This window comes from Klebsiella sp. RHBSTW-00215 (genome assembly GCF_014103785.1).
Taxonomy (GTDB): Bacteria; Pseudomonadota; Gammaproteobacteria; order Enterobacterales; family Enterobacteriaceae; genus Klebsiella.
In genome coordinates this window covers 4,792,935-4,809,165 of the sequence record NZ_JABXQS010000001.1, presented here as the reverse complement: position 1 = coordinate 4,809,165, position 16,231 = coordinate 4,792,935, and the positions used below count along the sequence as shown (strand labels likewise).

Sequence of the window (16,231 nt, the reverse complement as noted above, 5' to 3'; positions counted from 1 at the left end):
TGCGCCCAGGCGGTGCAGCATGAAACTACCTCGCCGCAAATGCAAAATCTGTAATGAGTGGTTTTATCCCGCTTACCCCAATATTCGCTGGTGCAGCCCCGAGCACGGAACAGCTCTAGCTATTCAACTGCATGAGAAAAAGAAAGCCAAAGAACGTTCTCAGGAACACCAACAGCAACGCCAGCAGCACAAAAAAGAGCGTGCTCTCTGGCGTCAGCGTAAAGATGCAGTAAAACCCCTCAAGCACTGGATTGATTATACCCAAAGAACGGTTAATGACATTTGCCGGGAAACAGCCCTGGCGAACGGCGAAGGCTGCATTTCTTGTGACACTCGCAATGCTAACGCATGGCACGCCGGACATTACCGGACGACCGCTGCTGCTGGCCATCTTCGCTTTAACCGCATCAACATCAACCTTCAATGCGACGTCTGTAATACCCATAAATCCGGGAATATCGAAGCTTACCGCGCTGGGTTGGTTAAGAAATACGGTGAAGCTGCCGTTCAGGCGCTGGAGAACAACAATACCCCTCACCGCTGGACAGTCGAAGAGTTGAAGGCAATCAGGCTCGAAGCGCTGGCAGACTTACGCGCCCTGAAAAAAACGCAGGAGGCAGCATGAAGCTCGCGGCCTACTACAACGAGATCGACCCATTCGCGGCGCAATGGCTGCGTAATCTTATCGCCGGCGGTCACATCGCCCCGGGCGAAGTTGACGAACGGAGTATTGAAGATGTCACACCTGACGACCTCAGAGAATTTACCCAGTGCCATTTTTTCGCCGGGATCGGCGTCTGGTCTCATTCCCTCCGCCTCGCCGGATGGCCTGACGATCGCCCGGTCTGGACTGGTTCCTGCCCTTGCCAGCCTTTCAGCGCGGCAGGCAAAGGAGATGGGTTTGCTGACGAGCGGCACCTTTGGCCAGCCTTCTTCCACCTCATCAGCGAGCTCAGACCTCAGCATGTCTTTGGCGAACAGGTTGCAGCTGGTAACGCAAACACATGGTTCGACCTTGTACAAGCAGACATGGAAGGAGTGGGATACGCCTTCGGGCTTGTGCCGTTTACGTCAGCGGGCATCGGTGCGCCGCACATCAGGGAGCGGGCCTACTGGGTGGCCAACGCCGACAGCGTCATCAGTGACCGGAGCGGGAACGTCCGGGCGTCAGGGCGGGATGAATATTCAAACGGCGGCGATGATGTCCGGCTGGCCGACGCCGGTGGCGAATACAAAGGATCAGCCAGAAACAAAGCGGGGGCTGGAGAATCTTGCCGGGCTGGTAAAGATGGCGGGCTGGGTAACGCCAACGTCGCGCGACTGGAAGGATTCGGCGGGAATGACGGCGCAGCGGGACGGGAAAGAGCGACTGGACCAGCTGCCGCGCCAGGCATTCATGACGGGTTGGCCAACACCGAGAGCGGTGGACGGAGAGAAAGGATCGAGAACATTGCAGGGGTGCGAATCGGAAATGCAGAGGAAGGGACGGCTGGACGATTTGCCAAGCATGGCGGCATGGTCAATGAGTTCCGGCCCCTTGAGGTTAACGGTTTTTGGCGAGATGCGGACTGGCTCTTATGTCGAGATGGCAAATGGCGTCCAGTTGAACCCGGCACATTCCCGCTGGTTGATGGGTCTGCCGCACGCATGGGACGAGTCGAGTCCGGGGTGGCAAGAGTGGCAAGCAGCAACCGTGTCGGCCGCCTGAAGGGTTACGGTAACGCAATAAACGCCCAGGCAGCAGCGGCTTTCATTCGCGCTTATATGGAGGTCGTATGACATATCAACTTATTTACGTCGATCCGCCCTGGCAGTACGGAAACAAAATCAGCAACGGCGCAGCTGAGAATCACTACAGCACAATGAGTCTGGCAGAGCTAAAACGTTTACCAATTTGGGACGTGGCTGCTGAAGATGCCGTTTTGGCAATGTGGTACACCGGCACGCACACGGAAGAAGCGATCGAGCTGGCTGAAGCTTGGGGCTTTCGTATCCGCACGATGAAAGGTTTTACGTGGGTCAAACTCAACCAATATGCAGAGAGGCGATTCAACAAAGCGCTAACTGAAGGTGAACTGGTGGATTTTAACGATCTGCTGGTGATGCTGAACAGCGAAACCCGAATGAACGGCGGCAACCACACGCGGGCCAATTCAGAGGATCTCCTGATCGCAACATGCGGGACAGGGTTAGAGCGTGCAAGCGCGTCAATTAAACAGGTTGTTTATTCCTGCCTGGGTCAGCACAGCGAAAAACCGTGGGAAGTTCGCCACCGGCTGGAGCTGCTGTACGGCGACGTTAAGCGAGTAGAGCTGTTTGCTCGCGAATCCTGGCCTGGCTGGGACCGCTGGGGAAATCAGTGCAATAACTCTTTCGAAATTATCCCCGGACATATCATTAAAAATGAGGTGGAAGAATGATTAACCCTTCTGAAGTTGGTAAATCAGGTGAAATGGTTCGCCTCCGCACTCTGGAAAGCATCTGGATACAGGGAAAGCTGCGTATGTGGGGGCGCTGGTCCTATATCGGCGGCGGCAGTGGCGGGAATATGTTTAACCAGTTACTGGCTTCCGGGAAAGTCACTAAAACAGCCATCAACGAAGCATTACGCAGGATGAAGAAGTCTGGCATCTCGAAGCCAGAGCTTGAGGCGTTTTTTCGTGAAATACTCGCGGGGAAAAACAAAAGCGGCCTGGCCTTCTGTACAGACGATGAAGGACTGCTGATTGATAAGGTACTGGGGGCAGTCCTTATTACGGGTGGTCACAAAGAGCTGTATTACCTGCTGGTGGAGCATTACCGGTTACGGAAGAGCAAACGCCGCATAGCGGAAGAGCTTTATGACAAGCATCCAGACTGGTGCTTTATGACCTGCAGGCGAAGAGTTGATGCATGGATAAGTTTGGCAGAATCGATGCTATATGCACCAATGCGTGACGCATTCGGCACAAATGGCGACAGATTTTACTTGCAAAGTGAGCCAGAAACTGCTTGAATTGTGATAGGCTCGGGACGTTAAAGCGAACTGAGCAGCAAAAATTACTGAAGCCCGAGGTTAACGCCTTGGGCTTTTTGCTTTCCGGCGACACGACAGGGGTATTCGCGAGATGCATTGCATCAGTACCCCTGTCACATCGTCGTATAGCATTGAAAATGAAATTGGCAGATGTTAAATTTCTGGGGTGGTGAATCCCCCTATGCGGAGGGGCATTGCCAGTCTGATATGTTTTTTTGCGCATTGCGAGTCGTCTGTGGACTGGCGGCGACTTACCGGGAGGCACCCGGCACCACACTCCATGTTTTTCTTGTTTTACGTACTATACTTTTTGTGTGGTTGCATCGTTTCGCTAAATCCTGAAATAACGTGCATAAGACGTTGTGGCAGAGCTGGCGGTGTAACCTCCACTGAACAAACTACCATTTTGCCCACTTCGACGAGTGGGCTTTTTTTTGCTCAGACATATAAAGGCCGCGCATTTGTTCGGCCTTTTCTATTTGTGCCGCCAGAACGTCACTCACTCTGTGTGTTGTCGTAAATCCATCTGGCGGCCATTTATATGAAAGGCTCGCCGGAGAAATGAAATCAAGTTCAAGCCCTTACACCAAGAGGGGCTGGAAAGGATGATGTAGGCGATTATTTTTGCACAAAGGTATGGACCTGGGCATTAATGCCTGATATTCTCCAGTTACTTTTACTTTGAGGTAATGCAGGATGTTAAAAAAGGCCACCGTAACAATCCAGACAGAAGGAACGCACCTTTATCATGGCGACTGCCTTGAATTGCTGTCGCTAATGGAGGGATCCTCCGTAGATTTAGTGGTGACATCCCCTCCTTATGCTGATCAGCGAAAAGGCACTTACGGTGGGGTATCCCCTGACAAATATGTTGACTGGTTCGCACCCATCGCGGAGCAGCTGCTAAGGGTTCTGAAGCCGTCAGGGTCTTTTATTCTTAATATCAAAGAAAAAGCCGTAGATGGCGAGAGACATACCTATGTTCTTGAGTTGATTCTTCGCATGCGTCAGATGGGGTGGTACTGGACGGAAGAGTATATCTGGCATAAAAAAAATTCCTTCCCTGGTAAATGGCCTAATCGTTTCAGAGACTCATGGGAACGGTGCCTTCATTTCACTAAATCCAGAAAATTCGCCATGTATCAGGAAGCTGTAATGGTCCCGATGGGAGACTGGAGAAAGGAACGACTCAAGAAGCTCAGCGCCAAGGATACCGTGCGAGATGAGTCCAGCGTAGGAAGCGGATTTGGGAAAAATATCTCTAACTGGCAAGGTAGAGATATGGCCTATCCGTCTAATGTTCTACACATGGCCACGGAATGCGGTAATAAAAACCATAGTGCTGCATTTCCTGAAGCTTTGCCGGAGTGGTTCATTAAGCTTTTCACCAAAGAAGGTGATGTTGTATTGGATCCATTCGCTGGTTCCGGCACTTCTTTGTTGGTAGCAGACAGGCTATCGAGAAATGCAGTGGGCTTTGAATTGCTTGGCGAGCATTGCTCTGTTGCAAAAGACAGAATTGGCTTGCAGGGTAACATTGAGCAGGGGATTGTTACATTCAGCAAAAAAGCTGAATAACCTTTAATGATGTGTTAGTTTCCCTTTTGGTTAACCAGTAAAGGAAAACAAGATGTCAGGCATCTGTATTATTGAAGGTTGTGGCAAGCCAGCAAACAAAATCATCGGGGTTCGCCTTCGTCGTGAGTTGGATGATCTTTCTGCTATATGGGCTCAGAATACAAACGCGTATTTGTGTGATGAACATGCGGCGATGGGTTATGAAGTGGATGTCAAGTTCACTCCAAGAGACGATCACACGATCAAAACTACAGTGAGCAATGGTGATTCTGAACCGGTTGTACGCTTATTTGAAATCACCAACCCAGTGAATCGGACTGAAGACGATAAGTAATTTCAGTCAGTAAAATATACAAACCCGCCAACGTGCGGGTTTTTTTATTATCAGGTCCCGCAGGAATCGTCATCGATATGCTTCGTTGTTAAATCCAGCCTGACGGGCCTGACCCCTTTCAAGCACACAGCTTCCCGATCTTTAATCGGAGGCGGTAACTATGGCTAAACGTATGCAAGACAAAGAGAGCATTGCCGGGATGTCCTGGCTGGTTCTGCTGATCATTGCTTGCTGGGGTGGACTTGTCCGCTACCTGATCGATGTGAAGCAGAGCAAGGCAACATGGAGCTTGATCAATGCTCTTGCCCAAATGGTGGTTTCAGGGTTTACCGGCGTTATTGCTGGCCTGGTGAGCATTGAAAGCGGATTAAGCATTTACATGATACTGGCCACTTCCGGAATTAGCGGGGCAATGGGTTCTGTTGCTTTGACCTATTTCTGGGAGCGCATTACCGGAGTTAAGGCGCCATGACAGCAGATCAGATTATTGAGGGCATCCTCGGTAAAGAAGGGGGTTACGTAAATAACCCGAATGATAAAGGCGGCCCAACGCGCTGGGGTATCACGCAGACTACCGCCCGCGCATATGGCTATAGTGGCGATATGAAGGCGTTACCACGGGATACAGCCAAAGCAATTTATCTGTCGCAATACTGGACAGAACCGAAGTTTGACTGCATCGCCGAGTTGTCGCCAGCCATTGCACAGGAATTGTGTGATACAGGCGTGAACATGGGGCCGCGTGTCGCCAGTACATTCCTGCAGCGCTGGTTATCAGCGCTGAATATGCAGGGCAAGCTATATCCGGACCTGAAGCCGGACGGCGCGATCGGCAATATCACCGTCGCCGCTCTGAAGAGTTACCTTGCTGTTCGCGGCAAAGATGGCGAAACCACATTGCTAAAAGCGCTGAATTGCAGCCAGGGTGCTCGCTATCTGGAGCTAGCCGAAGCGAGGCCTGCAAACGAGGTGTTCCTGTACGGCTGGGTTAAAGAGCGGGTGAGCCTATGAAGATGATTATTTTCGCTCTGCTGGCGCTGGTGGCCTTGCTCGTTCTGTTGTTACTGCGCAAATATACCCGGCTGGAGTTCGTTGGGCATGCCCGATTGCTGCTTAAAACATGGTCTGTCCGCCTGGGCGCTGCCGGCGCGTTGGTCGGTGTATGGGCTCAATCATTCCCGGATGCTGCTCTTCATGCCTGGGCAATGCTGCCGCCGGATATCAAAGGTATTCTGCCGCCCAACGTTGTGGCGATGATTAGCCCCGCACTGGTAGTTCTCGCCATCCTTTCTCAGTACGTCAGACAGCCAAAGCTGAAAGAAAAAGCCGATGAGCAGCAGGAGCCGCAATGAGCCTTGAATTTATCAGCGGGCTGGTAGTCGTTCTGCTTGGCTTAATCGCTGGCGCATTTGGGTTAGGCCATGCCCGCGGGACCAGTAAGGCGGAAGCCAAAGCCGAACAGCAGCGAACCGAAGAGAACGCCGCCGCTAACGTCGCCGTGGCAGAACGGAAGGCGCAAGCAACTAAAGAGGCCAGCAATGTACAGCAGACTGTTAGCCATATGCCTGATGACGATGTTGATCGCGAGCTGCGCGAAAGATTTACCCGCAAAACCTGAAGTCATCGATACTGCCTGCAGCTGGGTGCGCATCATCTACCTGACTGACCACGATATCGATGTTCTCGACCGCCAGACAAAGCGCGACATTCTGGCGCACAACAAATCAGTGCAGGCTAACTGCCCGCAACAGTAAAGAGAGGAATGTATGACAGTAGTTCTAACAGCTAAACAGATTGAAGACCTCGCCGACTTTGCGAAAAAGGACGGACAACCGCAATACACCATCACTACCGGCACTATTCCTGAGTTTGAAGCTGAAGACGGTAGCACCATCCCGGAGTATCACGGTTTGATTGCCTATTCTGATTCGCTTGAGCATGGTGTTTTGCAACTGTGTGAGTAGGGCATTACAGGAGCCATTCTACAGAGTGGCTTCGATAATGCTGGAGGAATCTTATGGCAACGATTAGGGATTTATCCCGGCAGCTAAAGCAGTTGCAAAAGCAAATCCCTTTCGCTACGGCGCAGGCTATGACATCGGTAGTAAGGGATATCGCTGCAGCGCAAAAAGTGGCGCTGGGACGAAAGCTGGAATCGCCGACGCCTTTCACAGTTAATGCTGTGGGCTCATCGGGGGCCAGAAAGAATAACCTCCGCGCGAAAGTTTATGTGCGTGATATCGCCGCTGAGTATCTGGAGCCATTCGAGTTTGGCGGCGAGCATAAGCTGAACAGCCAGGCACTGCTCAACCCGAAGAACATCAAACTGAACAAGTACGGCAACATGCCGCGCAATAAGCTGTCGCAGTTGAAAGCGAAGCCCAATGTGTTCGTCGGTGAGGTCAATGGCGTAGATGCTGTTTGGCAAAGACGTAAACCAATGAAGGCGAAAAAGAAACGCGCTAAGCGCTCAGCAAATGGTACGCGTCGACCAAAGCGGAAACAGCGCGCTCCTAAGCTGCTGCTGAGGTTTGGCGATGCGTTGCCCGTAACGCCAGTGCTCGGGTACATGGACCGCTCACGGGCTATGGCGGAAGCATTGATGCCCGGTGCGCTGAGCCGTGCCATCGCAGAAGCGATCAGGACAGCAAAATAAGCAAGGTGATGAAATGTCGAAACAAAGGAAAAAGAAAACCACAGAATCTGCAAATTCTGCGGTTGGATGTAAGATTGATTCAGCGTGGCTGAATAGAGCGCAGAGAGAACTAATGCATTTACTGATTAATGCAGGACATTCTTAATTATCTCTTCGATATTTTTCTGGTGCTCAGTCGTAGAAGTGTCAATACCTTTTGCTATCTGGTTCAGCACTGTAACAATAGTGTCTCTGTTCATTACGTCCTGCTCCAGTAACTCAGCCGTTCGACGAAAAGAATCGGCTACCAAACCCTTTGATATACCAGCCTGTTCAGCGAACAGCAGCGACAGATGCACGGTTGCCGTTTGTTGTCCGGCAAGCATTGCTACGATGAGATCGAGTTGCTCTTTGGTCATAATCTTTTCCTTTAAGTGAAGCGCTCCACCTGCTCGTGGCGCGCCTCTTGAAAATACCCGACTCGATGTGGGCTTTCATCATCCGCTTACAAAAAATGGGTCCTTCCTGAGACTTTTGTAAGGCACGGGCATTGCGCGCCGCAGTGTTTTCCTAGCTACAGGTTTTCAAATTTGGGTAACAGGTAACAGTTACATTTTGTTTCATCTTCTGGTTTGTCACTGTTTATAAAAAACTTTCTCAAAAAAAATCTGTTACATGGGTTGTTACCTTTCTTCATGGGTAACAGATTTGGGTAACAGGTGCAGGTAACACAGAGGTAACAATGAACCAGTCGGATTTTGCAAAGCTCCACGGCGTCAGTCGTAAAACGGTCACGATGTGGAAAAGCAGGGGATGGCTGATCATGTCCGGTGATGACATTGATGTTAGCGCCTCGAATGCCCAGCTTGAAAAATACAGAAAAACAATTAACCGGACGGGTAAGGACAATACCGTCGTTCCCATTAAAAAGAATCCCATTCCGTTACCGTCTAAAGATAAAAATGCGGATGAAGGGGGCGATCCGTCACTGGAAAGTATTGCCAGGGAATTACTCCTGGAGAACGGGGCTGAGTTATCGCTGGATGAAGCGCGTCGTGTAAAAGAAAACTACTTAGCATTACTGACAAAATTAGAGTTTCAGCAAAAAGATGGTCAGCTCATTGAAATGACCGTAGCCGAGGAGGTTCTTTTCAACGCCTTTCGCCAACAGCGTGATGCCTGGCTCAACTGGCCATCAAGAGTGGCGCCGTTGATGGCTGCTGATCTTGGCGTGCCAGCGGACAGGATGACAGAGGTGCTGATTGAACATGTCCACAAACATATCTCAGTCCTCGGAGAACCAGAATTTAACCCGGCAGAAGACTGAGCGACTTCAGCTTAGTGCCAGAAAGGGGTGGATGCCGCCGCCGCGTATCAGCGTACCGCAATGGGCGGATGATTACCGAAAGCTGGCTAAAGAAGCGGGCAGCACCTCCGGTAACTGGGAGACCTCGACCGTAGAGATTGCCCGTGGCCCGATGCTGGCGGCGACCGAATCCGGCGTGCATGTCATTACGGTAATGTGCTGCACGCAGCTGATGAAAACGGCATTGCTGGAAAACCTGTTCGGCTATTTCGCTCACCTCGACCCATGCCCGATTTTGCTCCTGCAGCCGAAAGAAGAGGCAGCAGAGCAGTTTTCAAAAGAGCGTATCAGCCCACTGGTGCGGGTGACGCCGGTACTACGGAAAATCATCGGCGACTCAAAACAGAAGAGTTCGAAAGAAACCATCCTCTATAAAGCGTTTACCGGCGGATTTCTGGCGCTGGCTGGCGCCGGCAGTCCGGATAACCTGGCACGCCGACCTATCCGCGTTCTGCTGGCGGATGAGGTGGATAAATACCCGATTACCCGCGAGGGGGATCCGATCACCCTGGCGGAGGAGCGAACTGCAACGTTTGGCCTGACCTGGCTTTCTGTCCGCGCCTGTTCGCCGACCGTTGAGGACGAAAGCCGGATTGCCGACAGCTATGCCGAATCTGATCAGCGCCGGGCCTCTGTGGTTTGTCCGCACTGCGGGCATCGGCAGTTTCCGGATTTTTTCAAACACGTTCAGTGGCCGAAAGAGGGTGATAAACACCTGACAAAATCAGCCATGATCCACTGTGAGTGCTGCGGTGCAGGATGGTCTGAAGGAGAGCGCCTCCGGGCGTTACAAACCATTCGCTGGCACCAGACCCGGCCATTTGAGTGCTGTGGCTCACGCCACTCCCCGTTGCTTGAGTACGATCAGGTCTGGCGGGCGAATGATGAAAATAGCGTGGATGCTGTCTGGAAATGGTCAGAATCACCACGGCATGCAGTCTACCGGGCGATTTGCCCGGATTGCGGCAACGAGGCAGTCGACAACCACCACGCCGGCTATCAGGCCTCAAAACTGTTTAGCCCCTGGCAGAAAGATAAACCGTCGGATATCGCGGGAAAATATCTCAAGGCGAAGGGGGATCCAGATAAAGAACAAGCCTGGTGGAATACCCAGATGGGTTTGCCACACAGACCCAACCACGGAAAACAACTGCCGGTTGATATCTTACTGGCGCGTCGTGAAGTCTTCCCGGCTTCTGTTCCCGATGGTGTAGCGTTGTTAACTGCAGGCGTTGATACGCAGGATGACCGCTTCGAAATAACCATCACCGGGTGGGGCCGCGATGAGGAATCCTGGTCGGTTTCTCACGATGTTATCTATGGCGATCTGGAAACGGATGAACCATGGAAGCGTCTCGATGCGTACCTGAAGCAAATCTGGCGCCGGGGTGACGGTCGAGGTCTGAACATCATGGCGACATGCATGGACTCCGGCGGGCACCATACCCAGAAAGTCTACGAGTTTGCCAAAGAGCGCCTGGGTCGTCGTGTATGGGCGATCAAAGGTGAGTCTGCTCAAAGTGGCAGGCGTAACCCGGTCTGGCCGACAAAGCGCCCTTCGTCGAAAAGCAAAGCCAGTTTCCGTCCGATAATCATTGGTGTGAACTCTGCCAAGGATGTGGTGCGCGGAAGATTACATCTGGAACCTCCCGAGCCAGGAAAGCCTGCTGCAGGTTATATGCATTTTCCTGATGATCGTGATTTGGGGTATTTCAACCAGCTGTTGGCCGAACGACTTGTTTATAAAGTCACTGCAGGCCAACGTTACAGCATTTGGGACCCGATACCAGGTAGGGCGAACGAAGCGCTTGACTGCCTGGTCTACAGCTACGCCGCACTGTGTGGGCTCAAACATATGGGGTTAAAGCTCAATGTTCGGGCCTCAAACCTTGAAGCTAATCCTGATAAGTTCCTGCCGGCACTTGCCGTACCAGAAGAAAAAATCAGCTACGAGTTGCCCGGCGCGGTTATTGAAGAACCCGCGCCAGTTAAGCGTAAGCAAATCTCTAAACTCCTGCCGCAATAAGGAAAACCATGTTCAACCGAAACACCAGTCTGCTGGCTGGAATGAGTGATGATCAGGCGCGTGCAGCACTGGCTAAAGCTCAGGCTGCTTACGTTGACTTAGCAGCCGGGAGCCATGGTGTTTCGTTTTCCTATACACAGGGTGACGGAACACGCTCCGTGTCCTATCAACAAACCACACTGTCAGAACTATTAGGGCTAATTCAGCTTCTACAGGCGTATCTGGGTATTGTCGTGAGGCCACGTAAGCCAGTGAGGTTTCGATTCTGATGAATAAAGTACAAATACTTGGTCCGGATGGTACCCCGTATCGCGCACCGCGGCCCAGTATGCTGACGGGCGGCAGCCGGGTACCTTATGACGCCGCCGATTCATTTAGTGATCAGCTGGCGAACTGGCAGCCGGCGCTATGGTCGCCAGACAATGAAATCAACATCTATCGCGATCGTATCGTTTCGCGTGCCCGAGATTTGGTACGTAACGATGGTTGGGCGAATGGCGCTGTTACCCGCCTTCTGGATAACGCTGTCGGTGCCAATTTCAGGCCCATCATGAAACCCGATTACCGGGTGCTGCGTATGGTCACCGGTAATAAAGCCTTTGATTCAACATGGGCAGAAGAGTACGGCAAAGCGCTGGAGGCGCACTGGCGAACCTGGGCGTACGACACAGGGAGGTACTGCGATGTTGAACGCAAATTAACCGTGCCTCAGATGTTGCGCCTGGCCTTTCGCCACAAGCTGATTGACGGGGACGCGCTGATGGTACTCCAGTACCGGCCTGACCGGCTGGGACGGGGCAGGGGACGATATGCCACCACGGTTCAGGTCGTCGATCCTGACAGGCTAAGTAACCCACAGCAGAATTTCGACATGCCAAATATTCGCGGCGGCGTGGAGATTGATGCGGACGGTGCACCGGTTGCTTATCACATCCGCGAGGCGCATATCGGCGACTGGTGGAGTGGCGCCAAAACTATGACCTGGCGACGCATACCCCGCGAAACGAACTGGGGACGTCCGCATGTTGTCCATGATTTCGATCATGAGCGGGGAGCCCAGCACCGTGGCAATGGCATCCTGACACCTGTCATTCAGCGGCTGAAGATGCTAGTGAAATACGACCAGAGCGAACTGGAAGCCGCTATTTTGAATGCCATTTTTGCAGCCTATATCGAGTCACCGTACGATTCCGAAATGGTTCAGGCTGCGATGGGGGAAAGCTTTGACGACACCAGTCTTGGAGCCTATCAGGACGGCCGTGTGGAGTTTCACAATGACCGCCGACTGACCCTGCAAAACGGCGCCCGGATGCCGATTCTTTATCCCGGTGAAAAAATCACAACGGTTAACGCCGCACGGCCGTACAGCAACTTTGAAGTATTTGAATCCGCTGTGCTGCGTAATTTCTCGTCCGGTACCGGGCTTTCTCCGCAACAGGTTACACAGGACTGGTCTGATGTTAACTACAGCTCCGCTCGTTCGTCCTTACTGGAAGCCTGGAAGACACTGACACGGCGACGGGATGATTTTTCCATGGGGACGGCGCAGCCTGTTCTGACGGCGTTTGTTGAGGAAGTTCACGACAATGAAGACCTGCCGTTGCCTTCAGGTGCGCCTGATTTTGTCGAGGCCCGTGCCGCCTATTCCCGCGCGCGCTGGATGGGGCCGGGACGGGGCTGGGTAGACCCGGTTGCTGAGAAAAAAGGCGCCATTCTGGGTCTGGATGCAGGGCTTTCCACGCTTGAAATTGAAGTGGGGGAAAACGTCGGTGAGGACTGGGAGGAGGTGCTTGATCAGCGTCAGTTGGAGATTGAATCCTGCCTGAAGCGTGGCCTTCCATTACCCAGTTGGGCGCAGGCGGATCAGTTCGCCAGCGAGACAATCAAAGATCCGGAGGAAAAGTGAATCTACCCCATCTGGCTCAGCGGCTGTTTAATACGCCGCTGGCTCTTCACCCAAATAAAGCCGAGGTCATCATGGCCGCGGTTATGGACCGGTTTGGTATAAGCAGAATCGAATCCTCTCTGGCGATGGAAGACGATGACTGGTACGGCTACGACGGCAACCGCAGTCGGGAGTCAAAGCGTGATCCTGGATACGACAACGTAGGCGGGATTGCTGTTATCCCGGTTTGCGGCACTCTGGTTCAAAAGCTGGGATGCCTGAGGCCGTATAGCGGCATGACCGGTTATGACGGCATCCGCCAGTCATTTCTGACCGCGCTGGCCGACCCGGAAGTTAACGGCATCTGCCTGGATATTGATTCGCCCGGCGGTGAAGTGGCCGGGTGCTTTGATCTCGTGGATGAAATCTACAACGCCCGGGGCACGAAACCCATCCATGCCATTCTGACCGAAAATGCGTATTCCGCAGCGTATGCGATTGCCAGCGCAGCTGACCGTATTTCCGTTCCCAGAACCGGCGGTGTGGGTTCAGTCGGCGTCATCACCATGCATCTGGACTGGACGCAGCGAATTAAAGACGACGGTCTGAAAGTGACGATCATTACCTTCGGAAGTCGTAAAGCAGAAGGCTCGCCATTACGGGAACTCTCTGAAGAGGCCTTCAATGCCATCCAGCAGGACATTAACGCGATGGGGGAATTGTTTGTGAATACCGTCGCCAGGAATCGCGGGATTAGCGCGAAGGTGATTAAAAGTACTCAGGCTGCCTGTTTTATGGCTGCTGATGGTGTGGAAATTGGACTGGCTGATGAGGTGTGTACGCCTGATGCTGCATTCAGACATTTACTCGAAAAAACAGGAGCCTGAAATGGCAAAGAAACCATTTAGTTTTGCACACCTTCTCGGACGTGGCGCGTCGGCATCCGAAGAGGAAGAGGATAAAAAGGCCAAAAAGGCGAAAGCGCGTCGCGCGGAAGAAGACGAGCGCGATGATGATGCGGAAGACGATGAGCGTGACGACGACGCTGAAGAAGACGAACGCGACGACGATGCGGAAGATGAAGGCGACGATCCGGATGCTTCCGAAGAGGATGATTCCGACGATGACGACGACCGCAAAGAAGGCAAAGCGGCTAAAAGTGCCCGCATTGCTGAGCGTAAACGTTGCGCCCGCATCTTCGGCAGTAAGCACGCCGCGGCAAATCCGTCACTGGCCGCTTCACTCGCATTCAATACCGGGATGAGCTCTTCCGCCGCTATCGATGTTCTGGCATCCACGGCGCCAGCCTCGCAACCACAGGCAACGCGCGGGCGCTCTCTCGATCAGCGTATGCAGGAAAGCCATGATGTCCGGCTTGGGCAGGATGGAGGGAAACCAGCCAGCGGTAAATCGGCACTGGTGAGCAAAATGACCAGTCTCTACAACTCCACTAAAGGAGAGAAATAATGGATCAGTTTGGTCAGAATCAGTTCGCCCCGGGTATGAAAAGCTCGTTGTTTTTACCCGACCAGCTTATTGCGGGCACGCTCCAGCTGGTTACCGATTCCGGCATTATTACCGGCGGTACCTATAAGCGCGGAACGGTACTGGGGATGGTCACCGCCAGCGGGAAGTATAAACTGAGTGTGAAGACGGCAACCGATGGTAGCGAAACTCCGGTGGCGATTCTGGTTGATAATGTTGATGCGTTAACTGCAGATCAGAACGGCGGCCTGTACCTGATGGGCGAGTTCAACCAGAACCACATTATCTTTGATAACTCCTGGACCGTTCCGGCATTGAAAGCTGCTCTACGTCCGCTGGCTATTTTCCTGAAAGACAGTATCCAGGCTCCTGTAGCCGCTTCCTGATTTAACCCTCTTGCCACCTGATTCAATGCTTTAAAAGGCAGGGGCTGACTCATTCCAATCTTTGCCAGCGCATAGCTGGCATTATAAAGAGACTGAATATGGACAATATTTTTGATACCAGTGTGCTGGTAGGGGTAGTACCCAACCTGATGACCAGCCAGAACTGGTTACTGGATCGCTTCTTCCCGAATGTCGTGACTTATGAGACCGAAGAGGTGGCGATTGACGTTGATGTTGGTCTGCGTCGTATGGCGCCGTTTGTCTCTCCACTGGTAGAAGGCAAGATTGTAGAAAGCCGTAAATACCAGACTAATACCTTTAAACCTGCCTATATCAAGGATTTGCGTGCGCCAGACCTTCGCAAACCTATTCGCCGTCAGATTGGTGAACGTATTGGCGGTGAATTTACTGCCGGTGAGCGTGAAATGCTCAACCTGCAGTTCGAAATGGCAGACCAGATCGACATGATTCAACGTCGTCTGGAATGGATGGCCTCCAGCGCGCTGGTATCTGGTACGGTAACTGTCGCCGGTGAAGGATATGAAACCAAAGTTGTTAACTTTGGGCGATCTTCAGATTTGACGATTACTTTGAGCGGCGCTGATAAATGGCCTCAGTCTGTCGCTGCCGGAGCAACGAATACCCAGCCCTCTGATGATATTGAAGAGTGGCAGACTCTCATCCTGAAGAACTCAGGTGCAGTGCCAACTGACCTTGTTTTCACTAACAAATCATGGCGGGCATTCCGTCTGGATACCACCATCAAAGATAACGCCATCACTTTCCCTGCGCTAAGTCCGTTTGGTAACCAGGTTAATGCTGGCGCTCAGGTGAATAAAGGTGCGGTCTATAAAGGACGCTGGGGTAACTTTGATCTCTGGTTGTATAACGACTGGTACATTGACCCGCTGGATAATGTTGAAAAACCCATGATCCCGGATGGCGCTGTCATTATGAGCGGCGCTGACCTGATGGGGACCCGCGCCTTTGGCGTCATTCTGGATCCGGAGTTCAACTATGGCCCGCTGGCGTACGCACCCAAGTCCTGGGTTGAAAAGAATCCAGCACAACGCCTCATCCTGATGCAGTCCTCCCCGCTGGTTATTCCGAGCCGGGTGAACGCATCCCTCTGCGCAACGGTGGTCTGATATGGCTAAAACAACCAAAACCGGGTCGGTGGATGACCTGAATGCGGAAGGCACCGCCGAAGAAGGCCTGAATGTTGACGATCTGAATGCAGGCGGCATCGTTCAGGATAACCAACAGCATGACGAAAAAGACGGTGATTCAGTAGAGGATGCGGATAGCGATGAAGATGAAACCGCTGCCCCTGAATACGTAGTTCTGAAGGGGAACTGCATTCGCCATGACGGCGAGATTTACCGCGAAAATCTGCGTATTCCGGTCTCCGGTAAGGACGCCGAACGTCTGCTGGCTGCAGGTGTGATCGCCGATGTTCAGGTTCTTCGGCAGCGTGCGTTATCTGCTGCGCGTGGCGTGAAAATTACTACGGAGTAAGC

General features: G+C 52.5%; 23 protein-coding genes. 22 read left to right on the top strand and 1 reads right to left on the bottom strand.

Annotated features, from left to right (window positions below):
• The first annotated feature begins 19 nt into the window (after positions 1-19).
• The 13 genes from HV127_RS22830 (at position 20) to HV127_RS22770 (ending at position 7,584) form a co-directional block, all read left to right on the top strand.
• Positions 20-625, top strand: a complete 606-nt coding sequence (locus tag HV127_RS22830; RefSeq protein ID WP_182239002.1) for a recombination protein NinG — start codon at positions 20-22, stop codon at positions 623-625.
• Positions 622-1,779 (top strand): DNA cytosine methyltransferase, encoded by a 1,158-nt coding sequence (locus HV127_RS22825; protein WP_182239000.1) that lies wholly within the window; start codon positions 622-624, stop codon positions 1,777-1,779. The genes HV127_RS22830 and HV127_RS22825 overlap by 4 nt, the downstream gene beginning before the upstream one ends.
• Complete coding sequence (locus tag HV127_RS22820) at positions 1,776-2,420, top strand: MT-A70 family methyltransferase (protein ID WP_182238998.1); 645 nt, start codon at positions 1,776-1,778, stop codon at positions 2,418-2,420. Before HV127_RS22825 ends, HV127_RS22820 begins: the two co-directional genes overlap by 4 nt.
• Positions 2,417-2,995: a DUF1133 family protein gene (locus HV127_RS22815; protein ID WP_182238996.1), complete on the top strand. Its 579-nt coding sequence runs from the start codon at positions 2,417-2,419 to the stop codon at positions 2,993-2,995. The genes HV127_RS22820 and HV127_RS22815 overlap by 4 nt, the downstream gene beginning before the upstream one ends.
• 717 nt (positions 2,996-3,712) lie before the next feature.
• A complete protein-coding gene (locus HV127_RS22810; protein ID WP_050597570.1) occupies positions 3,713-4,594 on the top strand; it encodes a site-specific DNA-methyltransferase in 882 nt (293 codons plus the stop codon).
• A gap of 52 nt (positions 4,595-4,646) precedes the next feature.
• On the top strand, positions 4,647-4,928 hold the full coding sequence (locus tag HV127_RS22805; RefSeq protein WP_032748430.1) for a hypothetical protein: 282 nt from the start codon (positions 4,647-4,649) through the stop codon (positions 4,926-4,928).
• Positions 4,929-5,100: 172 nt separating this feature from the next.
• Entirely contained in the window at positions 5,101-5,400 is a 300-nt protein-coding gene (locus HV127_RS22800; protein ID WP_031280382.1) for a phage holin family protein, read from the top strand.
• Positions 5,397-5,939 (top strand): glycoside hydrolase family 108 protein, encoded by a 543-nt coding sequence (locus HV127_RS22795; RefSeq protein WP_182238994.1) that lies wholly within the window; start codon positions 5,397-5,399, stop codon positions 5,937-5,939. Before HV127_RS22800 ends, HV127_RS22795 begins: the two co-directional genes overlap by 4 nt.
• Positions 5,936-6,280 (top strand): hypothetical protein, encoded by a 345-nt coding sequence (locus HV127_RS22790; RefSeq protein ID WP_182238991.1) that lies wholly within the window; start codon positions 5,936-5,938, stop codon positions 6,278-6,280. The genes HV127_RS22795 and HV127_RS22790 overlap by 4 nt, the downstream gene beginning before the upstream one ends.
• On the top strand, positions 6,277-6,546 hold the full coding sequence (locus HV127_RS22785; RefSeq protein WP_182238989.1) for a hypothetical protein: 270 nt from the start codon (positions 6,277-6,279) through the stop codon (positions 6,544-6,546). The genes HV127_RS22790 and HV127_RS22785 overlap by 4 nt, the downstream gene beginning before the upstream one ends.
• Positions 6,503-6,682 carry a hypothetical protein gene (locus HV127_RS22780; protein WP_182237483.1) on the top strand — a complete coding sequence of 60 codons (180 nt, stop codon included), beginning with the start codon at positions 6,503-6,505 and terminating at the stop codon, positions 6,680-6,682. The genes HV127_RS22785 and HV127_RS22780 overlap by 44 nt, the downstream gene beginning before the upstream one ends.
• 12 nt (positions 6,683-6,694) lie before the next feature.
• Complete coding sequence (locus HV127_RS22775; RefSeq protein ID WP_142472155.1) at positions 6,695-6,892, top strand: hypothetical protein; 198 nt, start codon at positions 6,695-6,697, stop codon at positions 6,890-6,892.
• Between the two features lie 53 nt (positions 6,893-6,945).
• Positions 6,946-7,584: a hypothetical protein gene (locus HV127_RS22770; RefSeq protein WP_182237485.1), complete on the top strand. Its 639-nt coding sequence runs from the start codon at positions 6,946-6,948 to the stop codon at positions 7,582-7,584.
• 125 nt (positions 7,585-7,709) lie between these two features.
• Here HV127_RS22770 and HV127_RS22765 read toward each other — a convergent pair whose 3' ends face one another.
• Positions 7,710-7,982, bottom strand: a complete 273-nt coding sequence (locus HV127_RS22765; RefSeq protein ID WP_117254150.1) for a hypothetical protein — start codon at positions 7,980-7,982, stop codon at positions 7,710-7,712.
• A gap of 323 nt (positions 7,983-8,305) precedes the next feature.
• On the opposite strand from HV127_RS22765, the gene HV127_RS22760 reads away from it, so the two are divergent.
• The 9 genes from HV127_RS22760 (at position 8,306) to HV127_RS22720 (ending at position 16,229) form a co-directional block, all read left to right on the top strand.
• Positions 8,306-8,890: a hypothetical protein gene (locus HV127_RS22760; protein ID WP_182237487.1), complete on the top strand. Its 585-nt coding sequence runs from the start codon at positions 8,306-8,308 to the stop codon at positions 8,888-8,890.
• The gene (locus HV127_RS22755; RefSeq protein WP_182237489.1) at positions 8,832-10,955 is read left to right on the top strand and encodes a terminase gpA endonuclease subunit; all 2,124 of its coding nucleotides are present in this window, start codon (positions 8,832-8,834) and stop codon (positions 10,953-10,955) included. The genes HV127_RS22760 and HV127_RS22755 overlap by 59 nt, the downstream gene beginning before the upstream one ends.
• Positions 10,956-10,963: 8 nt before the next feature.
• Entirely contained in the window at positions 10,964-11,224 is a 261-nt protein-coding gene (gpW, locus tag HV127_RS22750) for a gpW family head-tail joining protein (RefSeq protein ID WP_025713573.1), read from the top strand.
• Positions 11,224-12,861 (top strand): phage portal protein, encoded by a 1,638-nt coding sequence (locus tag HV127_RS22745; RefSeq protein ID WP_182237492.1) that lies wholly within the window; start codon positions 11,224-11,226, stop codon positions 12,859-12,861. The genes gpW and HV127_RS22745 overlap by 1 nt, the downstream gene beginning before the upstream one ends.
• Complete coding sequence (locus tag HV127_RS22740) at positions 12,858-13,727, top strand: S49 family peptidase (protein ID WP_136071012.1); 870 nt, start codon at positions 12,858-12,860, stop codon at positions 13,725-13,727. Before HV127_RS22745 ends, HV127_RS22740 begins: the two co-directional genes overlap by 4 nt.
• A gap of 1 nt (position 13,728) precedes the next feature.
• Positions 13,729-14,307 (top strand): hypothetical protein, encoded by a 579-nt coding sequence (locus HV127_RS22735; RefSeq protein WP_182237494.1) that lies wholly within the window; start codon positions 13,729-13,731, stop codon positions 14,305-14,307.
• Positions 14,307-14,711, top strand: coding sequence for a head decoration protein (locus HV127_RS22730; RefSeq protein ID WP_182237496.1), 405 nt, complete (start codon positions 14,307-14,309; stop codon positions 14,709-14,711). The genes HV127_RS22735 and HV127_RS22730 overlap by 1 nt, the downstream gene beginning before the upstream one ends.
• 98 nt (positions 14,712-14,809) lie before the next feature.
• Positions 14,810-15,859 (top strand): major capsid protein, encoded by a 1,050-nt coding sequence (locus HV127_RS22725; protein ID WP_182237498.1) that lies wholly within the window; start codon positions 14,810-14,812, stop codon positions 15,857-15,859.
• A 1-nt stretch (position 15,860) separates the two neighbouring features.
• Complete coding sequence (locus HV127_RS22720; RefSeq protein WP_182237500.1) at positions 15,861-16,229, top strand: hypothetical protein; 369 nt, start codon at positions 15,861-15,863, stop codon at positions 16,227-16,229.
• Positions 16,230-16,231: the final 2 nt, after the last annotated feature.

Excerpts from the sequence above, each read along its gene's own strand:
- HV127_RS22830 (WP_182239002.1), top strand. The coding sequence starts at position 20 with ATGAAACTACCTCGCCGCAAATGCAAAATCTGTAATGAGTGGTTTTAT.
- HV127_RS22825 (WP_182239000.1), top strand. The coding sequence starts at position 622 with ATGAAGCTCGCGGCCTACTACAACGAGATCGACCCATTCGCGGCGCAA.
- HV127_RS22820 (WP_182238998.1), top strand. The coding sequence starts at position 1,776 with ATGACATATCAACTTATTTACGTCGATCCGCCCTGGCAGTACGGAAAC.
- HV127_RS22815 (WP_182238996.1), top strand. The coding sequence starts at position 2,417 with ATGATTAACCCTTCTGAAGTTGGTAAATCAGGTGAAATGGTTCGCCTC.
- HV127_RS22810 (WP_050597570.1), top strand. The coding sequence starts at position 3,713 with ATGTTAAAAAAGGCCACCGTAACAATCCAGACAGAAGGAACGCACCTT.
- HV127_RS22805 (WP_032748430.1), top strand. The coding sequence starts at position 4,647 with ATGTCAGGCATCTGTATTATTGAAGGTTGTGGCAAGCCAGCAAACAAA.
- HV127_RS22800 (WP_031280382.1), top strand. The coding sequence starts at position 5,101 with ATGCAAGACAAAGAGAGCATTGCCGGGATGTCCTGGCTGGTTCTGCTG.
- HV127_RS22795 (WP_182238994.1), top strand. The coding sequence starts at position 5,397 with ATGACAGCAGATCAGATTATTGAGGGCATCCTCGGTAAAGAAGGGGGT.
- HV127_RS22790 (WP_182238991.1), top strand. The coding sequence starts at position 5,936 with ATGAAGATGATTATTTTCGCTCTGCTGGCGCTGGTGGCCTTGCTCGTT.
- HV127_RS22785 (WP_182238989.1), top strand. The coding sequence starts at position 6,277 with ATGAGCCTTGAATTTATCAGCGGGCTGGTAGTCGTTCTGCTTGGCTTA.
- HV127_RS22780 (WP_182237483.1), top strand. The coding sequence starts at position 6,503 with ATGTTGATCGCGAGCTGCGCGAAAGATTTACCCGCAAAACCTGAAGTC.
- HV127_RS22775 (WP_142472155.1), top strand. The coding sequence starts at position 6,695 with ATGACAGTAGTTCTAACAGCTAAACAGATTGAAGACCTCGCCGACTTT.
- HV127_RS22770 (WP_182237485.1), top strand. The coding sequence starts at position 6,946 with ATGGCAACGATTAGGGATTTATCCCGGCAGCTAAAGCAGTTGCAAAAG.
- HV127_RS22765 (WP_117254150.1), bottom strand. The coding sequence starts at position 7,982 with ATGACCAAAGAGCAACTCGATCTCATCGTAGCAATGCTTGCCGGACAA.
- HV127_RS22760 (WP_182237487.1), top strand. The coding sequence starts at position 8,306 with ATGAACCAGTCGGATTTTGCAAAGCTCCACGGCGTCAGTCGTAAAACG.
- HV127_RS22755 (WP_182237489.1), top strand. The coding sequence starts at position 8,832 with ATGTCCACAAACATATCTCAGTCCTCGGAGAACCAGAATTTAACCCGG.
- gpW (WP_025713573.1), top strand. The coding sequence starts at position 10,964 with ATGTTCAACCGAAACACCAGTCTGCTGGCTGGAATGAGTGATGATCAG.
- HV127_RS22745 (WP_182237492.1), top strand. The coding sequence starts at position 11,224 with ATGAATAAAGTACAAATACTTGGTCCGGATGGTACCCCGTATCGCGCA.
- HV127_RS22735 (WP_182237494.1), top strand. The coding sequence starts at position 13,729 with ATGGCAAAGAAACCATTTAGTTTTGCACACCTTCTCGGACGTGGCGCG.
- HV127_RS22730 (WP_182237496.1), top strand. The coding sequence starts at position 14,307 with ATGGATCAGTTTGGTCAGAATCAGTTCGCCCCGGGTATGAAAAGCTCG.
- HV127_RS22725 (WP_182237498.1), top strand. The coding sequence starts at position 14,810 with ATGGACAATATTTTTGATACCAGTGTGCTGGTAGGGGTAGTACCCAAC.
- HV127_RS22720 (WP_182237500.1), top strand. The coding sequence starts at position 15,861 with ATGGCTAAAACAACCAAAACCGGGTCGGTGGATGACCTGAATGCGGAA.